Genomic DNA, 20866 nt, shown 5'->3' with positions numbered 1-20866 from the left:
TGGGCAGACTTGCGTGTATAAATAACTGCTGTGGCACCGTCAAATGTGCGCGCAAAAATAGGGTGGCCCTGGCGGCCTGTGAACACAGTGATGTCAGGCTGCCTGGCAGGACGGGAGGAGGGCAAGGATGCGCCGGCGAAGCCCCGCCGAGGACCACAGGACGGGCCATTATGCCACAGACGGCCCTCTTGATTCGAACTGGAATTCACACAAAGCGCAGGGGATTGTCGGGTTCAAAAAGAGCCGTACTCTTCGCCTTGGTCAGGCTAGTCTCACTTTGAGCCGCCCCGACGGCGTGCCGGTCTTGCATCGGGGCAGCATGTGGCGACGGAAACTAGCCAGCTTGCTCCATCACTGGTTGGGGAGCCTTGCCTAGCCGGCGCAGTCGCCGTTGCAGCGGCCGCTCCAGCAGGGTGTAGCTCAGCGCCGAGAGCCCGATCAGCACGGCGAGCATCAACAGGGTGGCCAGCACCCCCAGCAAGGGGTTGGTCTGGGCGTACCACCACGCGGTGAGCCCCGGCGCCAGAGAGTGGACAAGCTCGCAGCCGGTGAGCAGCACCAGGGCGTGGAGCAGGTAGATGGAGTAGGAGAGATCCCCCAGCCAGTTGGTGAAGCGGTTGTCCAGGAGGCGCAGCAGCGGGCTCTGGCGATCGCCCTGGCAGGCGGCAATCCAGATCAGCAACACGTAGGCGCTGATCAGCAGCAGGGTCAGCTGCGGCGTCATGGTGAACTGCATCAGCGCGAAGGGGAGCAAAAAGGCGAGCAGCAGCGGCAGATCCCGCTGCATCATGGGCCACTGGCGGGCAGCCTTCACCTTGGGCAGCAGCCAGAGGCCGAGCACGAATTCACTCACCCCGCGCCCGATGGCCAGCGCGCCGCTGGTGACATCCAGGGTACCCCGGCTGTGCACGATAAAGGCCAGCACCGTCAGGGCCAGCAAGGGGGCGAGGTTGCTCCAGCGGCTGCGGGTGACGGCGAGGGAAATGAGCAGCGGAAACAGCAGATAGCTCATCCACTCCACGCTGAGGGACCAGGCGGCGAAGTTCCAGGTCAATCCGTGATCGGTCACCACCTGCAGCAGCAACAGGCTGCTTGGCAGCGCCTCGGCGGGGGTAAAGGGTGAGCCGAACGGAGGCATTCCTTCCCACTCCCACATCTTGAACAGGGGGCCGGCGTAGAAGCCAATCCCGTGGTGGGCCTTGTAGAGCTCCCAGCCTACCAGCAGCAGCAGGGTCACCAGGTAGAGGGGATACACCCGGGTCAGCCGCAGCCAGAGGAAGCGGCCATAACCGATGGTGCGGGGCGTGCGGGCGAAGGCCTCCCCGTAGACGTGGGCCAGCACCAGCCCGCTCAAAATAAAGAAGAGATCGACCCAGAGGTAGCCGTTCTCGATGAGTTGGGTGTGGCCTGCGATCGACTCCATCCACTGGGGAAAGAGCAGCAAGCGGGCATGGAACAACACCACCATCAGGGCAGCGATGCCCCGCAGCGGCGTCAACAGCGGCAATGATTGATTCATGACGGGAACCTTGATGATGTTCAGCTTGGCCTGACATCAATTTTTGTTGTGGTGCCGCTCATCAACCCTGATGAGTCGGTTGCCCCGGCTTGGCGGCCGCAGGCGGGATCACCCTACCTAAAAGAGAGTCATACGAGTGTGATTGCCGTCATGAATGGGCGTTTATCATCCCAAAACCAGCATGGGATAGGGACGCATCGAAAATAGAGAGGGGATCTAGACTAGGGAAGTCATCCCTCTGAGCGTCAGGAACATCCCCATGAAACTCTATGCCCACCCCTTTTCGTCCTACAGCCAGAAAGTGCTGATCGCCCTTTACGAGAATGCCACCCCGTTCGAGTATCGGAATCTCGAAGAGCCGGCGGCGAACGCCGAACTTGCCACCCTTTGGCCACTCAAGCGCTTCCCGGTGTTGCTGGATGACGGTCGCTGCATCCTCGAGAGCAGCACCATCGTCGCCCATCTGCAGGCGCACCATCCGGGTCCCGTCAGCCTGATCCCGCCCGGCGATGCGGGTCTGGAGGTGCATATGCTGGATCGCGTCTTCGACAACTATGTGATGACGCCGATGCAAAAAGTGGTGCTGGATGCGCTGCGCCCGGTCGCGGATCGCGACCGCTATGGCGTAGCGGAGGCCCGGGAGATGCTGGACAAGATCTACCCCTGGCTGGATCAGCACCTCGCCGGGCGCACCTGGGCGGCGGGGGAGGCGTTCACCCTGGCCGATTGCGCCGCCGCCCCCTCGCTCTTCTACGCCGACTGGGCCCACGAGATCCCGGCTGGCTATGGCCGTCTGCGTGCCTATCGCGCCCGTCTGCTCAATCATCCCTCCATCGTGCGGGTGGTAGAGGAGGCGAGGCCATTTCGACACTACTTCCCGCTGGGCGCGCGAGCGCGTGATTGAGCGGGATGACTTGTGGTGGGCGAGTATTGTCGCCCCAGGCAATGTGCGAGGCGGACAGGGGCATGGCGTGATCCATTGCAGGGGAAAACAGCAATATTCATTCAAATGAGTGGGTATGCGTTTATGGCTGATATTTCCCCGAGGATTTTTTAATGTTGATGCGTAATATTTCATGCTTTTGCATAAAACAAATGCCGGGCATGTCTCTGCTGGTGGGTTGTGTAGTGAAAGAGAGATGAGAATCGGGTTAACGATGCGGCAACCTTTGATTGAGGATGGCTGTCGTCAGTCGAAGAGGAGGGATGGGGGCAGCAATCGCTGTTGGTGGCAAAGTCGGGGGGGAGGTTGTCTCTTTGGCGGCCGCATAAAAAAAGCCCGCTACGATCGCGGGCTTCTTGATGGCTTGCCGGACCCGGAACTGGAACCGGGGACAAGGGGGGCAGCGCAGGTCTGATCGGCTTAACGGGCGCGTACCACCAGCCCCTTGAGGTAGAAGCCTTCCGGATAGGCGGTGCCGATGGGGTGATCGGATGCCTGGGAGAGGAGCTCCAGGATCTGGGCGTCGCGGCCGGCATCGAGGGCCGCATCGGCCACTATCTTCTGGAACAGGCTCTGCTCCATCAGGCCGGAGCAGGAGTAGGTCAAGAGCACGCCACCCGGTGCCAGCAGCTGGAAGGCCAGCATGTTGATGTCCTTGTAGCCGCGGCAGGCGCCCAGCAGCTGGGCCTTGCTCTCGGCAAACTTGGGCGGATCCAGCACGATGACATCGAACTTCTCGCCCTTCTCGCGATATTCGCGCAAGAGCTTGAAGACGTCGTGACGCACGAACTGGGTGTTGCTGGTATCGAGACCGTTCAGTTCGGCGTTCTGGCGGGCGATGTCCAGCGCATTCTGGGAGAGATCGACGTTGACTACCTCCTTGGCACCGCCCTGGAGGGCATAGACCCCGAAACCGCCGGTGTAGCAGAAGCAGTTGAGCACCCGCTTGCCTTCAGTGTATTTCGCTGCGGCAAGGCGGTTATCCCGCTGATCCAGATAGAAACCCGTCTTGTGACCGTTGCGAATATCTACCAGGATCTTGACGCCGCCATTCTCCTCGATGACCACGGGGTCGGTCGGGGTCTCGCCATGGATGACGCCGGTGCGCTCCTTCAGCCCTTCCTTCTTGCGCACGGCCACGTCGGAGCGCTCATAGATGCTGCACTCGGGGTAGAGGGTACGCAGGGCTTGCGTGATCAGCTCGCGCTGGAACTCGGCACCGGCGGAGAGGATCTGGCACACCAGGAAGTCGGCGTAGCGGTCGATGGTGAGGCCCGGCAGACCGTCGGATTCGGCGGCGCAGAGGCGATAGCCGGTGAGGCCCTGACGCTTGATGAGCCCGTCACGGGACTCCTGCGCATATTTGAGGCGACGGATGAAGAAGTCGAGATCGACGCTCTCATCCTTGTCGAAGGTCCAGACCCGGGCACGGATCTGGGAGCTGCCGGACCAGGCGCCACGGGCGAGCCATTTGCCGTCATGGGTGAAGATCTCGACGGTATCGCCGTCAACGGGGTTGCCCTGCACCCGCTCAATGCCCTTGGAGAAGATCCAGGGGTGGCGACGCAGCAGGGATTTTTCGCGGCCTTTGACGAGATAGATGGAAGCGCTCATGGGTAGTTGCCGATGGTAGAAAAGAAGGGGGCATATAGTAGGGGCTGTGAGGGTAGGCACGCAAGCCGCGTCTACCGGGATCCGTGCATCCACACGCGGTCAGGGTCGAACGGGCTGTTTAGCGCGTCCCAAGCGCCTGGCCCAGACATGGCAGGCCATCTGGACGATGGCCTGCCGGAGTGGTCAGATCCGCAGGCCGGTGAGCGCCTGACCGAGTTCGCTGGCGGTTCCCTTGAGGCCGGTGGTGCCGGCGACCGCCGCGCTGGCGGACTCCTCCACCCGGCTCGCCTCGTGGCGCACCTTGTCGAGGTTGCGGGTGATCTCCTCGGCCACCGAACTCTGCTCTTCGCTGGAGGTGGCGATCTGGGTGCTCATCTCCAGGACCGCATCGCTGTGGTTGCTGAGCCGCTCGATGTCCATGCCCACCTCGGTGATGAGCTGCTGGCTGTCGGCGGCGCGCCCCACCGTCTTCTCCATGATGTCGTTCAGCGCCTCGGTACCGGCCTGGAGCTCCTCGATCATCTGCTGGATTTCCACCGTGGCCTGCTGGGTGCGGCTGGCGAGGGTGCGCACCTCGTCGGCCACCACCGCAAAGCCGCGTCCCTGTTCACCAGCCCGGGCGGCCTCGATGGCAGCGTTGAGGGCCAGCAGGTTGGTTTGCTGGGAGATGGCGTTGATGACGTTGACCACTTCGTTGATGCGATTGGCGTTGTGAGTCAGCCGCTCGACCGCGCCCGAGGCATTGCCAATCTCGTCCGCCAGGGTGCGGATGGCGGTGATGGTGCGTGCCACCCGCTGTGCCCCGTGAGTCGCCTCGTCGCTGGACTGGCGGGTTTGCAGCAGGGTGTCGTTGGCGTTGCGGGCCACTTCCCGGATGGCGGCGGACATCTGCTCCATGGCAGCGGCCAGGGAGTCCATGTGCTGGCGCTGGGCACGGGCAAGCTGCTCGCCGTCGCTGGCATGCTCGCGAAACTCGTCGGCGGCCAGGGTAAGGGCATCGGCGGACTCTTCCACCAGTTGCACTATCTTGTGCTGGCGGTCGGTGAAGGTGTCGATGCTGCCCGCCAGAATGGAGAACTCGTCCCGTACCGGGAAGAAATTGAGCCGGAAGGTGAGATCGCCGTTCGCTACCGTCTGCAATGCCTTGTTGGTGGAGTAGAGGGCCCCCGAGACAAAGGTCATCAGATAGTGGGTGATGAGGGCCAGCAGGGCGGCCAGCACCGCGATGATGGTCAGGGTAGTGCCCTGGCCATCCCAGAGGGCGTAGTGACTCGTATCCAGGGTGCCGGAGACGACGCCCGCCTGACCTGCGCTGGCGCCATAGCGAAAGATGTCCCCCTGCTGGCTAAGGCCGGTGGCGGCGCCAGGCGTGAGTACGAGATCCGCGGGCAGGGTAAGGGTCGGCTGCTGGCTCACCAGCTGGGCTGTGGTCTCGACCCGCCCTTTTAGCTGATCCACTCTGAGCTGCATCGCCTGATCATGGCCGTCGGCCAGCAGATACCAGGTGAGGAAGGCGATGAACACCAGGGGGCACCAGAAGGTGATGAGAAATTTCTCGCTGATCGTGAGGTGAATGAGATAACGGTCAACCCACCGAAACTTTACTTCTTTCATAATGGTATTGCGTCCTGCAAGGGGAAGAGAGTGTCGCGCTCATTATCGCCCCGGGGAAAAATTACTTAAGGGAAAGGTGTGATAAATGGGAGAGCAATCGTTTGTCGTGCGGGTGTGGGGTCAGGTTCAGGGGGTGGGGTTTCGCTACTTCACCCGGGAGCGGGCGCTGCAACTGGGGCTGCGGGGGCATGCCTACAACCTGGAAGATGGTTCGGTGGAAATCCTGATTGCCGGTCCCGAACAGAAGGTACAGATGATGCTGGGCTGGCTTGAGCACGGGCCCCGAACCGCCACCGTCACCCGAATGGAGTGCACCCAGGCGTTGCCACCCACCGGAACCGGTTTTCATACCAACTAGCCGGGAGGGTTCATGGGGGAGAGCGGGATTGCGCAGGCCAACCGGCTCGTTGGGCAATATCGGGGGGCGGCCCAGGCACTGCGCCAGCACAAGGGGATGGAAGAGGTGCATGCCTACCGGATAGCGGCCCGTCGCCTGCTGGCGCTGCTCGCCCTGTGGCGACCCCTCATTCATGAGCCCGAGCTGGAGCGGCGATTGACCCGTGCCGTCGGTACGCTCTCCGCCCTGCGCGATGCCCAGGTCTATGCGCAGCATCATGGTGGCTCGCTTCGGCAGAGCCGCTTGCCACGGGTCCCCCTGTTGACCGGCCCGCTGGCCCGTTGGCTGGCCCGACTGGAAGAGGTACCCGTCGGTGTCGATCTCTTGCCGCTGTTTCGGCTGCATCTGGCGCTGTCACTGTCGGATGCACTGGCGAAGACCACCTCCCTTCCTGTGGGCATCAGGGCGAAACTTCGGTGCTGGCACCGGCTGCGTCTGGTGCTGAAACAGGCGCGCTACGGGATGGAGCTGCTGACGGCACAGGGGGGAGGGGATCCGGCCTGGTTGTCCATGCTGGTGAGCTGGCAGGAGCGGCTTGGGCAATTGCAGGACAGGCGCCAATGGCTAAGACGCCTTGGGGGCGAAACGGGGCGAGGCCAGCAACGGCGAGCCCTGAAAACAGAGATCCGCTGCCAACTACTGCAACTGGATTGCCATCAGGCGGAACTGGTCGCCCTTCGCATGGCATTGCTGCAGAGCGGGCAGTAAGCACCCCACAAGGTAAAAAAAGAGAGGCCATTGGCCTCTCTTTTCATTGGGACTGTCCGGGAAGGGGAGTATTACTTCACGCGCATGCCCGGCTGGGCACCTTCCTGGGGCTCGAGGATCCAGAGATCCTTGCCGCCCGGACCTGCCGCCAGCACCATGCCTTCGGACATGCCAAAGCGCATCTTGCGCGGGGCCAGGTTGGCCACCATCACGGTCAGCTTGCCTTCCAGATCTTCCGGGTTGTAGGCGGACTTGATACCGGCAAAGACCTGACGGGTTTCGCCGCCGATATCCAGTTGCAACTTCAGCAGCTTCTCGGCTTCCGGCACCGCTTCGGCTTTCTTGATCAGCGCCACCCGCAGGTCAATCTTGGCAAAGTCGTCGTAGGTGATGGTCTCGCTGATGGGATCGTCCACCAGGGGGCCTGCCGGCTTCTTGCTCTGCTCCTTGGCGAGATCTTCCTTGGACGCTTCCACCATGGCATCCACCTTGGCGGACTCGATGCGGGAGAAGAGCGCCTTGAAGGGAGCGACGCCGTGGTCGACCAGAGGGGCGGCGATGCCGTCCCAGGTCAGGGTTTCGCCAAGGAAGGCTTCGGCGCGCTCGGCCAGTTGCGGCATGACGGGCTTCAAATAGGCCATCAGCACGCGGAACAGGTTGATGCCGACGGAGCAGACGGCTTGCAGCTCGGCATCCGCCCCTTCCTGCTTGGCGATGACCCAGGGAGCCTTGTCGTCCACATAGCGGTTGGCCTTGTCGGCCAGGGCCATGATCTCGCGGATGGCGCGGCTGAATTCGCGCGCTTCATAGGCTTCGGCGATGCTGGTGCTGGCGTTGGCAAACTCGGCGTAGAGTGCGGGCTCGGCGCAGGTGGCGGCCAGCTTGCCGTCAAAACGCTTGGCGATAAAGCCGGCGTTGCGAGAGGCCAGGTTGACCAGCTTGTTGACCACGTCGGCGTTGACGCGGGAGACGAAGTCTTCGAGGTTCAAGTCCAGATCGTCGATGCGGCTGTTGAGCTTGGCGGCGTAGTAGTAACGCAGGCACTCCGGATCCAGGTGCTTGAGATAGGTGGACGCCTTGATGAAGGTGCCCTTGGACTTGGACATCTTGGCGCCGTTGACGGTCACATAGCCGTGCACGTTGACCTTGGTCGGCTTGCGGAAGTTCGCGCCTTCCAGCATGGCCGGCCAGAACAGGCAGTGGAAGTAGGCGATGTCCTTGCCGATGAAGTGATAGAGCTCGGCGTCGGAGTCCGCTTTCCAGTAGCTGTCGAAGTCGATGTCGCCGCGCTTGTTGCACAGGTTCTTGAACGACGCCATGTAGCCGATGGGGGCGTCCAGCCAGACATAGAAGTACTTGCCGGGGGCACCGGGAATTTCGAAGCCGAAGTAGGGGGCGTCACGGGTGATGTCCCACTGCTGCAAGCCGCTTTCGAACCACTCTTGCATCTTGTTGGCCATCTCTTCCTGGATGGCGCCGGAGCCGCGTACCCAGTCGGCGAGCCAGGCTTCGAACTGGGGCAGGTCGAAGAAGTAGTGTTCTGAGTCCTTCATCACCGGGGTCGCACCGGAGACGGCGGATTTCGGATCAATCAGCTCGGTCGGGCTGTAGGTGGCGCCGCACGCGTCGCAGTTGTCACCGTACTGATCGAGGGACTTGCACTTGGGGCAGGTGCCCTTGACGAAGCGATCCGGCAGGAACATGGATTTTTCCGGATCGAACAGCTGGGAGATGGTGCGGATCTTGATCTTGCCGGACTCTTTGAGGCGGCCATAGATCACGCCCGCCAGTTCGCGGTTCTCGTCGCTGTGGGTGGAGTGGTAGTTGTCGAAGCTGATGTTGAAACCGGCAAAATCCCCCTGGTGCTCCTGGGAGACGGCGGCAATCATCTCTTCCGGCGAGATCCCCATCTGCTGCGCCTTGAGCATGATGGGCGTACCGTGGGCATCGTCGGCACAGACGAAATGCACCTGATGGCCACGCATTCGCTGATAACGAACCCAGATATCGGCCTGGATGTGTTCCAGCATGTGGCCGAGATGGATGGAGCCGTTGGCATAGGGGAGGGCGCAGGTTACCAGCATTCTACGAGGATCAGTTGCCATAATACGTTCTTTATGTGCCTGTTGGGATGATACAGTGCCGTGCATGTTACCCGAATTGGGGGCGGCCTGCCTAGGGTTGTGGCCCCCGGTGCCCTGACTGGCGGCATCACGATGACGTCGGCAAGCCACTGATTTTTGTGCGGTAACCGTTCACCTCAGCATAACGACAAAATAATGGGGAGTTAATGGTGATTGATTCAGTAAAACAGATCCTGGCCGAATTTAAGCCGGCAGGATGGGGCAAGGATCTGGTCGCGGCCGGTTTTGTGCGTTCCGTCGAGCGGCACGAACAGACCCTGGCCATCACGCTGGTGCTGCCCTTTGCCGGCCAGTCCCTGTTTGAACAGATCAAAGAGGAGTTCGATGCCCGGTTGCGCAGCGTCACCGGCGCGACCCGCATCGATTGGACGGGGGAGATAGACGTGGCCAGCATGCCCCGCGCGCAGCAACTGGCGGCGGTACAGGGGATCCGCAATATCCTGGTGGTTGCCTCCGGCAAGGGAGGGGTGGGCAAGTCCACTACCGCGGTCAACCTGGCGCTGGCACTGCAAAAAGAGGGGGCGCGGGTCGCCCTGCTCGATGCGGACATCTATGGCCCCTCCATCCCGACTATGACGGGGACCCTCAAGGAGCGCCCTGTCAGCTTTGATGGCAAGTTGATGGAGCCGGTGATGGCCTGCGGCATCAAGAGCAACAGCATCGGTTATCTGGTGGCCGAGCAGGATGCCACCATCTGGCGCGGTCCCATGGCGAGCAAGGCACTCGGGCAGATCCTGCACGAGACCCGCTGGGGCGAGGTGGACTACCTGGTGGTGGACATGCCCCCGGGCACCGGCGATATCCAGCTGACGCTGGCCCAGCAGGTGCCCACCACGGCGGCGGTGATCGTCACGACGCCCCAGGATGTGGCACTGGCAGATGCCCGCAAGGGGATCGCCATGTTCAACAAGGTCAATGTGCCTGTGCTTGGCATCGTCGAGAACATGAGTTACCACGTCTGCAGTGCCTGCGGGCATCACGAGCCGTTGTTCGGTACCGGCGGTGGCCAGAAGATGGCGGAGCAGTATCACGTGGCGCTGCTTGGTCAGTTGCCGCTGCATATCGACATTCGCCAGCACATGGATGACGGCTGCCCCACCGTGCTCGGTGCGCCGGATGGCGAGCTGTCACAGACTTACCTGAAACTGGCTCGTCGGGTAGGGGCCGAGCTCTATTTCAGCGCAAAACCGATTGCGACCCCGCTCTACACGGTGGCGCTGGACGAATAATCGGCGTTCGGCCAAGGGGGACGGATTTGGGGTGGGCATGGCCACCCCTTTTTCATATAATGGATCGGTTTAAACAATCCCCAGTGCTCTTCTCTTTAGGTATTTTCAATGTCTGATACTCAACATTCCTGCGTGATCATCGGTATTGCTGGTGCATCCGCGTCCGGCAAGAGTCTTATCGCCCAAACCATCTATGAAGAGCTGGTGGCCGAGCTGGGAGCGGGTCAGATTGGTGTGATCACCGAGGATTGCTACTACCGTGATCAGACCCACCTGACCATGGAAGAGCGGGTCAAGACCAACTATGACCACCCCAATGCCCTGGATCACGATCTGCTGGTGCAGCATCTGACCCAGCTGACGCAAGGGGAGGCGGTCAACATCCCCCAGTACTCCTATACCGAGCACACGCGCATGACCGAGGTCACCACCTTTGCACCGCGCCGTGTCATCATCCTCGAAGGGATACTGCTGTTGACCGACAGCCGCCTGCGCGAACTGATGGATGCCTCCATCTTCATGGATACCCCGCTCGACATCTGTTTGCTGCGCCGTCTGGTGCGCGATGTGCAGGAGCGCGGTCGTACCATGGACTCCGTGCTCAAGCAGTATCAGAAGACTGTGCGTCCCATGTTCATGCAGTTCATCGACCCGTCCAAGCAGTATGCCGACGTGATCGTGCCCCGTGGCGGCAAGAACCGCATCGCCATCGACATGCTCAAGGCGCGTATCCGCCATATGTTGATTGGTTGAGAGAAAACAAGCCGGGTGATGCCCGGCTTTTTTTAATGAATCTTTTGTCAGGAGAGTCGCAGAATGCGTCTTTGTGATACCGATATCGAACGGCACCTGGATGAAGGCAAGATCGTCATCGAGCCGCGGCCCGGTGTTGAGCGGATCAGCGGCGTCAGCGTCGATGTGCTGCTGGGCAACGAGTTTCGGGTGTTTCGCGATCATACCGCGCCTTATATCGACCTTGGCGGTACCAGTATCGAGATGGCCGATGCCATCGAGCGGGTGATGAGCGAGGAGATCCACGTGCCGGACGGTGAAGCCTTCTATCTGCACCCGGGTCAGCTGGCGCTGGCGGTGACCTATGAATCGGTTACCTTGCCCGCCGATATCGTCGGCTGGCTGGATGGTCGCTCCTCCCTGGCTCGCCTGGGCCTCATGGTGCACGTCACCGCCCACCGCATCGATCCGGGCTGGTCCGGTCGCATCGTGCTGGAGTTTTACAACGGCGGCAAGTTGCCTCTGGCCCTGCGTCCCAAGATGAAGATCGGTGCCCTGAACTTCGAGATGCTGTCAGGTACCGCGGCTCGCCCGTACAACAAACGGGAAAATGCCAAATACAAGAGTCAGCAAGGGGCTGTGGCCAGCCGGATCAACCAGGATTGATTCCCGCACTGTGCGGCTTGTCTATCGAGGAGGGTGCCAAGGCACCCTCTTTTTTTATCTGACAAAAGGAAACGGGCGTGCCGAGCGGGTTGAAGGCAGCCTTTTTCGGGACATTGAGCCATGCTCCGGCTTTGATTGGCGCCTATCCACAGCAATGGAATGGACTTAAATTAATCCTCGACAAGCCCCGTTCCTACAGGCCCTAAGACATTTTCTGACGGAATGCCCTTTTTTTTTTTTGCTGAAATATTTCAACAACGGGTATGGCGCATCGAGCCTTCTGGCATAATCCGCCGCAACTCATAAACAGGTTCGTTTTTATGTTTGAAATGTTTAGTGGTTTGGGTTTGTGGTGGTCAATCGGTTTGGTATTGGCCGTTTTTTTTGTGCTGGCCTATGAATTCATCAACGGCTTTCACGATACCGCCAACGCGGTAGCAACGGTTATCTATACCAAGGCGATGCCGGCTCATATGGCGGTGGTGGCTTCCGGTCTGTTCAATTTCGCCGGTGTCATGCTGGGTGGATTGGGGGTGGCCTATGCCATCGTTCACCTGCTGCCCATCGATCTGCTGCTTGGCATGGACTCCACCCAGGGTCTGATCATGGTGTTCTCCCTGCTGTTCTCGGCCATCGTCTGGAACCTGGGAACCTGGTACTTCGGCATTCCGGCATCCAGCTCCCACACCCTGATCGGTTCCATCCTGGGGGTAGGCGGCGCCTATGCCCTGATCAGCCATCAACCCCTGAAAGAGGGTATCAACGTCGGCAAAGCCATCGACATCATGCTCTCTCTCATCATCTCTCCCACCGTGGGCTTCATCATTGCCGCCTTGCTGCTGTTCGCCATGAAGCGCGTATGGCTTGGCAGCAAGATCCACAAGACCCCGGAAGAGCGCCTGCTGGTGGACGGCAAGAAGCATCCACCGTTCTGGGCCCGTGTCACTCTGATTTGCTCCGCAATGGGAGTGAGCTTCGTGCACGGTTCCAACGATGGCCAGAAAGGCATCGGTCTGGTGATGCTGGTGCTGATCTGCATGGCGCCTGCCTATTTTGCGCTGGACATGAACAGCCGCTCCTATGATCTGGACAGAACCCAGGATGCCAACCAGCGCATCATGGAGATCTACCAGCGTAACCAGGATCAGGTTTCCCATCTGGTGAACTTCAGTGTGCCTGCCAAAGCCCAGGAAGAGCTGATGAGCCACTGTGCGGCAGGGGAGGCCCTGCAGGCCATGGCGACCCTCGACAAGCGTCTGGGCCAGGTGCGCACCTACGAGGAGATGAACCTGGTGGATCGCCGCGAGGTGCGTCGTCTGCTGCTGTGCATCGACGACACTGCCCGCAAGGTCTCCAAATTGCCGCTGCCGGCCAAGGAGCTGACCGATCTCGCCAAATGGCGCAAGGATCTGACCGCCACGGCCGAATATGCGCCGACCTGGGTCATCGTGTCCATCGCCCTGGCGCTCGGTTGCGGCACCATGGTGGGCTGGCGTCGTATCGTCTACACGGTAGGGGAGAAGATCGGTTCCACCGGCATGACCTACAGCCAGGGCATTGCAGCCCAGATCACGGCCGCCGCGTCCATCGGGATTGCGAGTCTGACCGGGATGCCGGTGTCCACCACCCACATTCTCTCCTCTGCGGTGGCGGGGACCATGGTGGCCAACAAGTCCGGCCTGCAGAGCCAGACCATCAAGACCATTCTGCTTGCCTGGGTGCTGACATTGCCGCTCACCATGCTGCTCTCCGGCGGCCTGTTCCTGCTGAACAACCATCTCTTTGGCGGGTAAGCGCGACAGTCATTGGAAATGAAACAAGGGCCTTCGGGCCCTTTTTTGTTGCCTGGTGAATATCACGTCATACGGCAATAGTTCAATGAGTGATAGTTGTATGCCATCAGACAAGAAGTTAAACAGCAATATCTATCGCCTCGTTTGTTTCTCTACATCCCTGAATCACCCTGTTGTACACAGTGAGGGCAGCATCCTTGTTACGAGCTGACGCTTGCACGTGAAGCTGAAGGGAGGACGTTCAACGGGTCTATGATCCTCACCAGAAATGATGAGAGTGAAGAGTGCCACAGGTTGCCCTATGTCTGGCATTCCCGTTCAACCTGGGCTGTCTCAGCCACCACTGAACACACCGACTGTGCTACCAAAGGGGAACGCTGCCAGACTGTTTGCCAATAGCATCATATGCTGTCAATGCACGGACTCTGTCGACAAAGCAGAGCATGTCGTGATGCTTTGACAGAGATGAATCCTCTGTCTGGTGTGTTATTCACGTATTTTTGGACTGGGTGTGTGTGGTCGCTGAACATCGGAAAAGCGGCGGATATCGAACGGGCAGGGGGGGAGAGCAAGGCGATGTCAGCTCCAAAAAAGAGACAAAAAAAGAGCCACACGATGTGTGGCTCTTTATTCAGACTAACGAGTCTGCTCAGGGGCGACCGGCCGGGCTGGTTGCCACGTTGCTGGCAGCGGTGCTGCCACCGTGGCGACCGGAGGTCACGACTTCGCTGCGTACCAGGGGAGCGTACTCCACGGGTTCACGGGGTGTCGGGGCAGGAGCCGCAGCCGGCGTTGCCATGGGGGCATAAGCCTTGCGGGCACGGGCCAATACACCGGCACCCTTGCTGACCTTCACTTCGGGGCTGGTTGCTGGCTCGGTTTGCACCACAGCAGCCGGCATCTCGACGACCTCCGCCTCGGCGGTGGCCGTCTCCTCAGCGATCACGACAGGTGCCGCTTCAGCAACCGGTGCAACCTCTTCTGGGATGGCCTCAACTTGCTGGGTCTGCTCGACAGCGTCGATCACGGCGACAGGTTCGTCATGAGAGGCGGTGTCGACGATAGGTTCGACCATCTCGGGTTCGACAACTGCCACTTCGGCGACGGGTTCAGCGTCTGCTTGCGCAACCTGCTCAACTTCGTCAGTGGAGGGCGCGTCCACAGCCTGGGCTGCCAGTGCTTGCTCTGCCGCTTCCTCAGCAACGGCTTCAGCCACCACGTGTTCGGTCAGTGCGGCGGAGGCCTGCAGGGCGGCAGCAACCGCTTCTGCGCTCGGAATGGTGATGACAGGCACAACCGGTTCTTCCACCTTCACCTGAGCCGCATCGGCCTGGGCCGCGGTAGTCAGCTGCACTTCACCTTGTGCTTCGTCTTCACGCTGGCCACGAGCATCTTCGTTGATGCGCTTGCGACGTTGCCCTTCGATGCGCTGATTGCGCGGGGTACGGCGGGAACGACGCTGACCTTCGCCTTGCTCTTCTTGCTGCTCAGCGGCAGCTTGCACGTCGGCGACATCGGTGATTTGCTCGTCAGTCGGCAGGGCAGGGGTGTCGGTTGCGGCGACATCGACACGGATCTGCTTGCGCAGTTGGCGACGTTCGCGGCGCTCGGCCACTTTTTGCTCTTTTTCCTGACGCGGTTCAGCGCTGGCGACAGCAGTATCAACGGTATCAACCGCCTCGACGCTCACCTCTGCACGGGGTTCGCGGGGCGCGCGAGGTTCACGAGCCGGACGCGGGGCACGAGGTTCGCGCTCCTGGCGGGGTTCGCGAGGCTCACGCTCCATGCGCTGTTCGGTGCGCACTTCGCCACGGGGTTCCCGTTCCTGGCGCGGTTCCCGCTCTTGACGAGGCTCACGCTCTTTGCGCGGGCGACGATTGCGATCACTGCTCTCGCGGCTGGCTGCGCCTTCACGCTTCTCGCCGGCCTCGGCATTGCGACTGCCGCGGTTGTCATCGCGACGGCCACGTTGACCACGGCTGCGGGATTCATCGCGCTGGTGACGGTGCCCGTCATCCTTGCGAGCTTCGCGCTGGGCGGCCGGTTTGTCGGCAGGCGCCTTCACCTCGGCCGGAGCCGCATCGGAGGAGGCACCGAACAGGCCGGAGAAGGCCTTGGCCAGCTTGCCAAAGAAGCCGACTTGTTCTGCAACCGGAGCGGGAGTCGCAACAGGAGCCGGGGCGGTGGGCGCAACCGGCTGGGGAGCCGGGGCAAACCCTTGCAGCAGCGGCTGTTCGCGCTCGACTACCTGAGCCTGGCGCGGCTGATAGACCGGCTTGGCAATCTCGGTTTTGAGCTCGTAGCTGGCCGCTTCCGGGATCTCGTTCTGACGGATGCGGGTCACTTCGTAGTGCGGGGTTTCCAGATGCTGGTTCGGAATGATGTAGACACGCACATCATTGCGCTGTTCCAGATTGGCGATGGAGGTACGCTTCTCGTTGAGCAGATAGGCGGCCACATCGACCGGCACCTGGGCATGAACCTGCTCGGTGTTGTCCTTCATGGCCTCTTCTTCGATGAGACGCAGGATGGACAGGGCGAGGGATTCGTTGTCACGGATGACCCCCTGACCCTGGCAACGGGGGCAGATATGGCTGCTGGACTCGTTGAGGGAGGGACGCAGACGCTGGCGAGACATCTCCAGCAGACCGAAACGGGAGATACGGCCCAGCTGGATACGGGCACGATCCTGATGCACCGCTTCACGCAGACGGTTTTCCACTTCGCGCTGATGGCGAACCGGGGTCATGTCGATGAAGTCGATGACAATCAGGCCACCCAGGTCACGCAGGCGCAGCTGGCGGGCAATCTCGTCTGCTGCTTCCAGGTTGGTCTGCAGGGCGGTCTCTTCGATATCTCCGCCCTTGGTGGCGCGGGAGGAGTTGATATCGATGGAGGTCAGTGCTTCGGTCGGGTCGATGACGATGCTGCCGCCGGAGGGCAGGCGCACTTCGCGCTGGAAGGCCGATTCGATCTGGCTCTCGATCTGGAAGTGGTTGAACAGGGCGACATCGCCCTTGTACAGCTTCACGCGATTGAGAAAATCGGGACGGACCAGCTCGATATGCGACTTGGCGCGCTCGAAGATGACCGGGTTGTCGATCAGGATCTCGCCCACATCGCGACGCAGGTAGTCACGGATGGCGCGCACGATGACGTTGCTTTCCTGGTGGATCAGCACGGGAGCGGAGCGATTCTGTGACGCCTTGTGGATGGAGTCCCAGTGGTTGAGCAGAACGTTCAGATCCCACTCCAGCTCTTCCGGGGACTTGCCCACACCGGCGGTACGCACGATGAGGCCCATGCCGTCCGGCACGGTCAGACCGCTCAGGGCTTCCTTCAGCTCGGTCCGCTCGTCACCCTCGATGCGACGGGAAATGCCGCCGGCACGGGGGTTGTTCGGCATCAGCACCAGGTAGCTGCCGGCCAGACTGATGAAGGTGGTGAGGGCTGCACCCTTGGTGCCACGCTCTTCCTTATCGATCTGGACAATGACTTCCTGGCCTTCGCGGACCACTTCTTTGATGTTGGGACGACCCTGATAGGAGTAACCGGAGGGGAAGTAATTGCGGGCGATTTCCTTCAATGGCAGGAAACCGTGGCGCTCGGCGCCATAGTCGACAAAAGCAGCTTCGAGACTGGGTTCTACGCGGGTGATCTTGCCCTTGTAAATGTTCGCTTTTTTCTGCTCGTGCCCCGGACTTTCAATATCCAAATCGTAGAGCTGTTGTCCGTCAACCAGCGCTACGCGCAACTCCTCTTCCTGAGTCGCGTTGATTAGCATTCTTTTCATTGAGTTCTCATTATTTTGTCATTTTGATTCCTCCACTGGGTCCTGCCGGCGCCGGCCTCGGGTCTTCAGCATGCTGGGGCAACCTCCCGGTTGGGGTATGCATGAGGCGCAAACTAAGGGCACTCTGGTTCAGCCTTCTCGAGAGGGCGTGAATTAAGGATACCGATGTGGAGACAATTTACGTCGGCTCTGTTTGTGTTCTCCATGCGTTGTACCTCGCACCCGGGAACCGTCATGTTCTTGTATACACGGTGTTTCGGGATTGGGTGGCATACACTTTGGCCACTTAGTACAAGGCTTGAACACAATGACAAAACCTTGTTTATTATCCCATTTAAACCACTTTTATAGCAAGACGCCATTTTTTAACAAAGCATGGAGCCAAGGGCTGTCTGCGGTGTTAAAATCCGCGCCATGACACAGATACATCAACAAGTGCAGCTGCTCACCATCGAAGCTGAGCATGACGGGCAGCGCATCGACAATTTTCTCAAGACTCAGTTAAAGGGCGTCCCCAAGAGCCTGATCTATCGCATCCTTCGAAAAGGGGAGGTGCGGGTCAACAAGAAGCGCATCAAACCGGAATACAAGCTTTGTGCCGGTGACGAGGTGCGGGTGCCCCCCGTGCGTGTGGCCGAGAAGAATGAGTTGCCTTCTGCCAACCTCGGCAGCATCCAGCGTCTGGAGAGTCAGATCCTGTTTGAAGACGACGCCATGATAGTGCTCAACAAGCCGTCCGGCATGGCAGTTCACGGCGGCAGCGGCCTCAGTTTTGGCGTCATCGAAGGGCTGCGTGCCCTGCGCCCCGAAGCCCGCTTCCTCGAACTGGTGCACCGGCTGGATCGTGACACCTCCGGCGTACTGCTGGTTGCCAAGAAGCGCAGTGCCCTGCGGAGCCTGCACGAGCAGCTGCGGGTCAAAACCATGCGCAAGCAGTATCTGGCGCTGGTGCGCGGCCAGTGGCAACCCCACGTCAAGGTGGTCAATGCGCCACTTCGCAAAAATGATCTGCAATCCGGTGAGCGGGTGGTGCGGGTCAGCAGCGATGGCAAACCCTCCGAGACCCGGTTCCGGATTGCCCGTCAGTTTGCCGAGGCCACCCTGGTCGAGTGCAGCCCCATCACTGGCCGTACTCACCAGATCCGTGTCCACACCCAGCACGCCGGCCATCCCATCGCCTGCGATGACAAATATGGTGAGACCGGGTTTGATGAAAAAATGCGAGGGCAGGGGCTAAAGCGTCTGTTCCTGCACGCCTGGAAGCTCACCTTTACTCATCCGGTGGATGAGCGGGAGATGCAGGTGGAAGCGCCATTGTCACCGGAGCTTGAGGCGTTTCTCGTCAAGCTGCCACGCTGACAACCATGAAAAACGGGAGCCAAGGCTCCCGTTTTTCATGGCAGAGTTCTTGTTATGGCAGAGCCAGGCCGTGGCGACCCAGGAGATCAACCAAGCCTATCAGGGGAAGACCGACAAGGGCGTTGGGATCGCGCCCCTCCAGCGCCTTGAACAAGACGATGCCCATTCCCTCGCATTTGAAGCTGCCGGCACAATCCAGAGGACGTTCGGCCTCCACATAGCGACGGATGGCTGCTTCGTCGAGCGAGCGAAAATGCACGGTGAAAGGCTCGACGAGCTGCTCGGCATGGCCATTCGCAGCATTGATCACACAGAGCCCGGTGTAAAAGATGACGCGCTTGCCTTGTGCCCGCAGCAACTGCTCGACCGCCTTCTCCACCGTGCCGGGCTTGCCGAGGATCTGCCCGTCACAGACGCACACCTGATCTGAACCGATGATCAATCCTTGATCACGGTCAGCGGCAACGGCATTCGCCTTGGCAAACGCCAATCTGCTGACCAGGGCTTCTGCGGTCTCCCCGTGTCGCGCCGTCTCATCGACTTGAGGCGCAGCACAGTGAAATGGCTGACCGAGTTTTTCCAGCAAGGTTTTGCGGTAGGACGAGGTGGACGCGAGGATCAAGGAAGGCTGCATGTTTTGATGATATCCATTTATAAATCAATTGGTTGATTCTATCTGTGCAGATGGGGCCACGCAAACAGGATATGTCTAGAGCGGGACTCGCCTAATTAGCGGGAAGCATGCATGCTGAGGGAACCACAGCGCAAACACAAGAGATCGGAATTGAGCGTGATGACACGATATGCGGCCTTGGTCATGGCACTGATCTCCTTCGCCAGCTGGGCAGGGACATGGCAACTTCGCCAGGGGGATGAAGGGGTGATGCTGTGGACTCAGCCACATCCTCCGACCTCTTTTCAGGCCTTACGTCTGGAGATGCGGGTGAATGCCGATCCTGGCGCGCTGATCACGGTGCTGCGCAACACGGCGCGCCATGAAGAGTGGTTGCCCCAGAGTCGTGAAGTCAGGGTGCTGGCCAGATCGGGTCCCGACGATGATCTGGTCTATACCCGCTTGGCATCTCCCTGGCCGGTGCAAGACAGGGAGCTCATCACCCGCTCCCATCTGAGTCGACGCATCGATTGCGGCCTGACTCTCGAGGTGTGGGCAGAGCCGAATGCCCTGCCATTGCATGCAGGGCTGTTCCGGATCCAGGAAAGCGCCGGACGGTGGGAGGCGCTACCCCAACGGGATGGCAGCACACTCGTTCGGCTCGAAACCTATACCAATCCGGGCAACAACTTGCCGGGCTGGCTGGTCAATCCCATTGCCATCAAGGCTGCCGTGGGCAGTTTCAAAGCCATACGCCGACTGATGGAAGCCGAGCCCAGAGTGGCTGCGACACCAGGCCTGCTGGGGAGCGACCCGCGCTGTTCTGCCACCTGATGAGACACCAAGGAGCACATCCGGTGGACAGACAGGGGAGGGGAACAGGATCCTGTGCCAGATCCTGCACGATATGGCATAATCGGCCACCGATGAGCACAAGTTCCTCTTGCAGGGGCCTGTGAAGGTAAAATCATCGGCGGTAAGGACTTTTTCCTTTGACTATCCCTTGTTGGACCTATAATATTCGCGCCCTATGCAAAAGGTGAAGTTGCCCGTTAAGGTTGATCCAGTCCGTAATGCCTTGAAGCTACTCGATTATGTCGGGATAGTGGAAAAGTCGCAGATGCCCAGGCTGGAGGAATCAACCGAAGGCTTGCGAAGTGATGTGGATGTCACACTGCACTTTGGCAAAGATGTCCAGAAGTTGACCGTTATGAAAGGCACTGCCCATGCCAAGGTCGACCTGGTTTGCCAGCGTTGTGGTGAGACGTTTGAACACCTTTGTGAAGCTAGTTTTATTTACACTCCGCTGTTCGAAAGAACAAACGAGGAAGAACTGCCGGAAGCTTATGAGCCCATTGAGTTGGACGAAAACGGCGAGATAGATCTTCATCAAATCCTGGAGGATGAACTCATCCTCTCGTTGCCTCAGGTAGCCATGCATCCGGTGGATGTGTGTCCCAGAGGAAACATGGAGATGACCTGGGGTGAAATCGAACCTGCTGATGAGCGGCCGAATCCCTTTGCAGTTCTTGAAGCGCTCAAACGTAAGTGAATTTTAGGAGTTAGCCTACCATGGCCGTACAACAGAACCGTAAAACCCGCGCCAAGCGTGGCATGCGTCGTTCCCACGATGCGCTGACCACCGCTGCCCTGACTGTTGATCAGACCAGTGGCGAAATTCATCGTCGTCACCACGTGACTGCCGATGGTTTCTACCGCGGTAAAAAGGTAATCGCTTAAGG

The 20866-nt window shown here is 60.1% G+C and carries 17 protein-coding genes; 11 read left to right on the top strand and 6 right to left on the bottom strand.

Annotation, left to right across the window (positions count from 1 at the left end; translation table 11 throughout):
• Positions 1-334 precede the first annotated feature (334 nt).
• Positions 335-1519 carry an acyltransferase gene (locus AB5Y59_RS14515; protein ID WP_139736313.1) on the bottom strand — a complete coding sequence of 395 codons (1185 nt, stop codon included), beginning with the start codon at positions 1517-1519 and terminating at the stop codon, positions 335-337.
• 259 nt (positions 1520-1778) lie between these two features.
• On the opposite strand from AB5Y59_RS14515, the gene AB5Y59_RS14510 reads away from it, so the two are divergent.
• The gene (locus AB5Y59_RS14510) at positions 1779-2423 is read left to right on the top strand and encodes a glutathione S-transferase family protein (RefSeq protein WP_368212212.1); all 645 of its coding nucleotides are present in this window, start codon (positions 1779-1781) and stop codon (positions 2421-2423) included.
• A 459-nt stretch (positions 2424-2882) separates the two neighbouring features.
• On the opposite strand, the gene AB5Y59_RS14505 is transcribed toward AB5Y59_RS14510, so the two are convergent.
• Together AB5Y59_RS14505 and AB5Y59_RS14500 are read right to left on the bottom strand one after the other, a co-directional pair.
• A complete protein-coding gene (locus tag AB5Y59_RS14505; protein ID WP_039039155.1) occupies positions 2883-4076 on the bottom strand; it encodes a class I SAM-dependent methyltransferase in 1194 nt (397 codons plus the stop codon).
• A 183-nt stretch (positions 4077-4259) separates the two neighbouring features.
• A complete protein-coding gene (locus tag AB5Y59_RS14500) occupies positions 4260-5690 on the bottom strand; it encodes a methyl-accepting chemotaxis protein (protein WP_139736315.1) in 1431 nt (476 codons plus the stop codon).
• Positions 5691-5775: 85 nt separating this feature from the next.
• Between AB5Y59_RS14500 and AB5Y59_RS14495 the strand changes: the two genes are divergently transcribed.
• A complete protein-coding gene (locus tag AB5Y59_RS14495; protein ID WP_010674727.1) occupies positions 5776-6048 on the top strand; it encodes an acylphosphatase in 273 nt (90 codons plus the stop codon).
• Positions 6049-6060: 12 nt separating this feature from the next.
• Entirely contained in the window at positions 6061-6795 is a 735-nt protein-coding gene (locus tag AB5Y59_RS14490) for a CHAD domain-containing protein (RefSeq protein ID WP_139736316.1), read from the top strand.
• 71 nt (positions 6796-6866) lie between these two features.
• Here AB5Y59_RS14490 and metG read toward each other — a convergent pair whose 3' ends face one another.
• Positions 6867-8900, bottom strand: a complete 2034-nt coding sequence (gene metG / locus AB5Y59_RS14485) for a methionine--tRNA ligase (protein ID WP_268453427.1) — start codon at positions 8898-8900, stop codon at positions 6867-6869.
• Between the two features lie 185 nt (positions 8901-9085).
• On the opposite strand from metG, the gene apbC reads away from it, so the two are divergent.
• The 4 genes from apbC to AB5Y59_RS14465 all read left to right on the top strand — a co-directional run bounded on the left by apbC (position 9086) and on the right by AB5Y59_RS14465 (position 13359).
• Positions 9086-10168: an iron-sulfur cluster carrier protein ApbC gene (gene apbC / locus AB5Y59_RS14480; RefSeq protein ID WP_268453430.1), complete on the top strand. Its 1083-nt coding sequence runs from the start codon at positions 9086-9088 to the stop codon at positions 10166-10168.
• A gap of 108 nt (positions 10169-10276) precedes the next feature.
• Positions 10277-10921, top strand: a complete 645-nt coding sequence (gene udk / locus AB5Y59_RS14475; protein WP_010674731.1) for a uridine kinase — start codon at positions 10277-10279, stop codon at positions 10919-10921.
• A gap of 63 nt (positions 10922-10984) precedes the next feature.
• Positions 10985-11566: a dCTP deaminase gene (dcd, locus tag AB5Y59_RS14470; protein WP_045524859.1), complete on the top strand. Its 582-nt coding sequence runs from the start codon at positions 10985-10987 to the stop codon at positions 11564-11566.
• A gap of 320 nt (positions 11567-11886) precedes the next feature.
• Positions 11887-13359, top strand: coding sequence for an inorganic phosphate transporter (locus tag AB5Y59_RS14465; protein WP_045524860.1), 1473 nt, complete (start codon positions 11887-11889; stop codon positions 13357-13359).
• A 649-nt stretch (positions 13360-14008) separates the two neighbouring features.
• Here the strand turns inward: AB5Y59_RS14465 and rne are convergent.
• Positions 14009-17152: a ribonuclease E gene (gene rne, locus AB5Y59_RS14460; protein ID WP_368212208.1), complete on the bottom strand. Its 3144-nt coding sequence runs from the start codon at positions 17150-17152 to the stop codon at positions 14009-14011.
• A 414-nt stretch (positions 17153-17566) separates the two neighbouring features.
• Between rne and rluC the strand changes: the two genes are divergently transcribed.
• On the top strand, positions 17567-18511 hold the full coding sequence (gene rluC, locus AB5Y59_RS14455) for a 23S rRNA pseudouridine(955/2504/2580) synthase RluC (RefSeq protein WP_368212206.1): 945 nt from the start codon (positions 17567-17569) through the stop codon (positions 18509-18511).
• Positions 18512-18563: 52 nt separating this feature from the next.
• On the opposite strand, the gene AB5Y59_RS14450 is transcribed toward rluC, so the two are convergent.
• Positions 18564-19145: a nucleoside triphosphate pyrophosphatase gene (locus tag AB5Y59_RS14450; RefSeq protein ID WP_041215169.1), complete on the bottom strand. Its 582-nt coding sequence runs from the start codon at positions 19143-19145 to the stop codon at positions 18564-18566.
• 159 nt (positions 19146-19304) lie between these two features.
• On the opposite strand from AB5Y59_RS14450, the gene AB5Y59_RS14445 reads away from it, so the two are divergent.
• The 3 genes from AB5Y59_RS14445 (at position 19305) to rpmF (ending at position 20864) form a co-directional block, all read left to right on the top strand.
• On the top strand, positions 19305-19958 hold the full coding sequence (locus AB5Y59_RS14445; RefSeq protein ID WP_039041175.1) for an START domain-containing protein: 654 nt from the start codon (positions 19305-19307) through the stop codon (positions 19956-19958).
• Between the two features lie 196 nt (positions 19959-20154).
• Positions 20155-20676: a 23S rRNA accumulation protein YceD gene (gene yceD, locus AB5Y59_RS14440; protein WP_029314532.1), complete on the top strand. Its 522-nt coding sequence runs from the start codon at positions 20155-20157 to the stop codon at positions 20674-20676.
• 20 nt (positions 20677-20696) lie between these two features.
• Positions 20697-20864: a 50S ribosomal protein L32 gene (rpmF, locus tag AB5Y59_RS14435; RefSeq protein WP_005300935.1), complete on the top strand. Its 168-nt coding sequence runs from the start codon at positions 20697-20699 to the stop codon at positions 20862-20864.
• Positions 20865-20866: the final 2 nt, after the last annotated feature.

The sequence above is a fragment of the Aeromonas sp. s10 genome, from assembly GCF_040907975.1.
GTDB classification, from domain to species: Bacteria; Pseudomonadota; Gammaproteobacteria; order Enterobacterales; family Aeromonadaceae; genus Aeromonas; species Aeromonas caviae.
Note: the sequence above shows the minus strand (reverse complement) of the source record. Positions and strands in the feature narration are given on the sequence as shown.